This is a genomic window from Boseongicola sp. (genome assembly GCF_057460485.1).
Window position 1 is genome coordinate 1 of record NZ_JBVCWP010000348.1, and the last position, 3658, is coordinate 3658.

General features: G+C 54.7%; 5 protein-coding genes. 4 read left to right on the top strand and 1 reads right to left on the bottom strand.

Annotated elements, in window-relative coordinates:
* A partial coding sequence (locus AC221Y_RS21745) for an NHL repeat-containing protein (protein ID WP_486708411.1) occupies positions 1 to 573 on the top strand: 573 nt, incomplete at its 5' end.
* Between the two features lie 462 nt (positions 574 to 1035).
* Here AC221Y_RS21745 and AC221Y_RS21750 read toward each other — a convergent pair.
* The gene (locus tag AC221Y_RS21750) at positions 1036 to 1923 is read right to left on the bottom strand and encodes a LysR family transcriptional regulator (protein ID WP_486708412.1); all 888 of its coding nucleotides are present in this window, start codon (positions 1921 to 1923) and stop codon (positions 1036 to 1038) included.
* Positions 1924 to 2079: 156 nt separating this feature from the next.
* Here AC221Y_RS21750 and AC221Y_RS21755 point away from each other — a divergent pair, with 156 nt between their 5' ends.
* From AC221Y_RS21755 to AC221Y_RS21765, 3 genes are all read left to right on the top strand, one after another.
* On the top strand, positions 2080 to 2490 hold the full coding sequence (locus AC221Y_RS21755) for a GFA family protein (RefSeq protein ID WP_486708413.1): 411 nt from the start codon (positions 2080 to 2082) through the stop codon (positions 2488 to 2490).
* Positions 2491 to 2526: 36 nt separating this feature from the next.
* Positions 2527 to 2721: a DUF1059 domain-containing protein gene (locus AC221Y_RS21760; protein WP_486708414.1), complete on the top strand. Its 195-nt coding sequence runs from the start codon at positions 2527 to 2529 to the stop codon at positions 2719 to 2721.
* Between the two features lie 266 nt (positions 2722 to 2987).
* Complete coding sequence (locus tag AC221Y_RS21765) at positions 2988 to 3482, top strand: GFA family protein (RefSeq protein ID WP_299751908.1); 495 nt, start codon at positions 2988 to 2990, stop codon at positions 3480 to 3482.
* Positions 3483 to 3658: the final 176 nt, after the last annotated feature.

The following is a 3658-nucleotide window of genomic DNA, read 5'->3' on the forward strand; positions in this document are numbered from 1 at the left end:
AGCAGCGGCAGCATTGCCGTAGGCGCAGACTCTGTTTGGGTAGTGACTGCCGAAAACTTTGAGAGAATGCTCTCCCGCTTCGATGCAATAACCGGAGCTGTTCAGGCACAGATTGATTTGCCGGAAATCGGCTTTGGGACAGCATTCGCAGGTGGGCACGTCTGGGTGAGTTCAGGCCGGAAGGACGAAATCTATAGGGTGGACCCTGACAACGACATGCTTGTTCAGACGATAGCGACGGGCAGCAGCCCGCGCTTGATGGTGGATGCTGCGGGATCGCTGTGGGTCCACACGATAGGAGACGGAGCCGTGCAAAGGATCGATAGTGAGACAGGCGAAATCGTTGCGACGATAGATGCTGATTTGCCGCTGGGAGCAGGCGAAATCGTCGCAAGAGAAAACGGTGTCAGTCTGTCGACGCCGTACCAATTGCAGTTTCTGAGTATTGACGCATCTACCAACTCGGTTGTCATGCGCGTGACTGGTCGTCAGGGCGCCGAGGACCATGCTGCAGGGGCGGGATCGCTCTGGTTGGGCGGATCGAAGATCCGGCGTGTAGTTCCGCCCCAATGACACGCGGTCGACTGTGATCGATGTGCCGCGAATTCAACGGCCTAACCGGACCGCCGCAGCGAAGAACGGAAATGCGCTGTAGCCGTCCGTTGGAGGTCCGCTTCCGGAGTTTGACCCAACTTGATCGCGATTGTAGCCAACTGCAGTAATCCGCCCGGGATGCTGGCGGGCTTAAAAAAATAATGGGAAGTTCGCGGTTGCAGCGAACGGCGGAAAAGTCCGCGATGCAGACCTCCGAGGACGGAAATGCTGCAGGGTGTATGAATGGCCGCTCTTGGTATGCCGCGCCGCGGTAAGGTCAATCTTGGTGAATGTCGGCAAAGGGCCGTTCATGTTGGTCGGCGCGAGATCGCTTGGCAGGATCGCTGCGATGCGGCTAACGGCAGCAAGGATCCCGGAGCGGACACGCAAATCGGAATACCGGCCCTTTTGGTTTTCCATATCAACCGGACCAGCACCTTTTCAAATTTCATCCGATACTGTCTCTGCTTTTGACATGAGCCACTTGGTAAAAATTTTCACTTCAGGCCGTACAAATCCGTCCAGTGTTTGAACGTAATAGACGCCGAATTGCGGCTCGCAAAACAGTTCTTTGACTGTGCCAGCTTCAAGATCGTCTTTGAAAAATGCCCGTGCCGTGTAGGTAATGCCATCGCCTCGCCGAACCGCCGCCATTATAAGGTTCCCAGGCATGTGGTTCACTGTCAAAGCCTCGTCAGGAACTATTCCATGGAATGTAAACCATTCCGCAGCTTCATTCGTGCCCAGTTCCTGCAACCATGGCAGATCGGCCAACTTGGCCGGATCGCTCAATTCCCTTTCGCCGATAAGCGATGGCGCGCCGATGATAATCATGTCCGTGACCAACACTGGCTCGACATCCGAGCGGGATCGACGCCTGTCGCAATATCGGATCGCCACATCAACACCGCCGGGTTTCAATTCGACTACCTTTGATGTGGGGCTGAGCATCAATGTGATATTCGGGTTTTCCCGTTGAAACTCGGCCATTCTCGGCAACAACCATTCCACGGCAAAGGCGGGTGACATGGTGACCTGTACAGGACGGGCTTGCGCGTCTTCTGACAGGCGCTCCACCCCTCGGTTGATGATTTCAAATCCGGTTCCCAATTCGCGCGCAAGACGGGCGCCCGGACCTGTCAACTCGATACCCCGTCCCAGCCTGGTGACCAGAGGCACGCCAAGGTGTTTTTCCAGTACTTTCACTTGTTGGCTGACGGCCGCCTGCGTCACGTTTAGCCGTTCGGCTGCGAAAGTATATCCGCCAGCTTCTGCGACGGTCGCAAACGCTCGAAGGCTGTTTAGCGGAGGGAGTTTCATCCAGTCCATATGATAGTTTCTCTAATGAATTGATATGATAAATGAGTCGCATGATTTGGCTGGTAGGGCAATAATGATCCGTAATTTGTCCAATCAACACACATAACTCCAGTGAGAGGGCGTTTGTTTTGATTGGCGGCGAGCAAAACAGGGGCGCGTAAAGTGATGGGAAAACTTAACGGTGGGTGCTATTGCGGCGCCATTCGATATCAGATTACCAGCCTGCCGACATGGGCCGCTCATTGCCATTGCCGCTCGTGTCAGATGGCCCTTGGTGGTGCCTTTTTGACCTGGGCAAAAGTTGCAGCGGGTGATTTCGAGGTAACCAAGGGCAAGATCAAAACGATCCAGAAAACCCCTAGTATAACGCGGGGCTTCTGCGGGGATTGCGGCACGACGCTGACGTATGATTCCAAAACCGAAGTGGAGGGTCAGGACTTTGGTGCCGGTGACTGGTTCGCAGCTAGTACACTCGACGATCCGTCGATTGTTAAGCCAATGAGCCATGTCTTTGTTTCCCACCAGCAGCCTTGGATCAAACTCGCCGACAATCTACCGACACTTTCGGAATTTTAAGAGATGACAGCGCCAAGAACGAAATCGGAGAGCAAGATGAGCGAAGCATATTCATACGCCTGCAAGGATTGCGAAGGCATGGAAGATTGCCCAGGCAAAGTCGTTGCTTCGACAGAGGATGAGGTCTGGAAACTTATGGAGTTACATGCGGTCATCGCCCACGGTGAAGACCCCAGTTCATGGGACGGCGACACGCGGGAATATCTCGGAACCTTGATCAAATCCGAGTGACGGCTTTGTCCGCGATGCAGACCTCCGAGGACGGAAATGCTGCAGGGTGCATGAATGGCCGCTCTTGGTATGCCGCGCCGCGGTAAGGTTAATCTTGGTGAATGTCGGCTAAGGGCCGTTCATGTTGGTCGGGGCGAGATCGTTTGGCGGGATCGCTGCGACGCGGCTAACGGCAGCAAGGAGCCCGGAGTTACCGTTCAATTATGATCGCGTCACTGAACTCCGGGTGTGCTAGGAAGAAACATCGTTGGGTGATTTGAGAGGAAATGGATTTGTCGGATGGACACACTGGCCACTGCCTTTGCAGAAATGTGGCATACACCACCGGCAGCGAACCCCTCTGGGTGACGATCTGCTACTGCCGGTTCTGCCAGCGCGCCACCGGTTCGGACCGAATGATTGAACCGATTTTCGAACGCCAACACTTTGTGTTCACCGAAGGCAAGGCGTCGGTCTACACGCTCTCTTCGGAAGGTAGCGGAAAAGACGTAGACGTTCACTTCTGCTCCAGATGCGGAACCAAGCTTGCCCTGACATTCGAGCGCTGGCCAGATCGGTTGGGCATTTACATTGGCACCCTTGATGATCCGATTTCGATTTTGTCCTCGCCCGAAAACAGCAAACACATCTTTGTCTCCGAAGCACGCCCTGGCACTATCCTTCCAGCCGGTTTCAAGGTCTTTAACCGCCATGCCACCGAAAACGACGGGACTCCGATAGAACCGACTGTACATAAATCGCCGTATTTGGTCGGGTGCTGAACTGGTTCCATCTGCCTCGGCCTGATGTCTCCAATGTCCGCACACCGACGTTTTAGCCGACAAAAATGCTGCGCCATGCACGAATGGCCGCAATGCGAAAGCTGCACCGCAGCGTTGTATGGAACGGCCAAAGTCCGGTTAGGGCCGTTCATGTTGGTCGGGGCGAGATCGTTTGG

What these genes read in the sequence shown, in the direction of transcription:
- AC221Y_RS21750 (WP_486708412.1), bottom strand. Translation starts at nt 1,923, where the DNA reads ATGGACTGGATGAAACTCCCTCCGCTAAACAGCCTTCGAGCGTTTGCG.
- AC221Y_RS21755 (WP_486708413.1), top strand. Translation starts at nt 2,080, where the DNA reads ATGGGAAAACTTAACGGTGGGTGCTATTGCGGCGCCATTCGATATCAG.
- AC221Y_RS21760 (WP_486708414.1), top strand. Translation starts at nt 2,527, where the DNA reads ATGAGCGAAGCATATTCATACGCCTGCAAGGATTGCGAAGGCATGGAA.
- AC221Y_RS21765 (WP_299751908.1), top strand. Translation starts at nt 2,988, where the DNA reads ATGGATTTGTCGGATGGACACACTGGCCACTGCCTTTGCAGAAATGTG.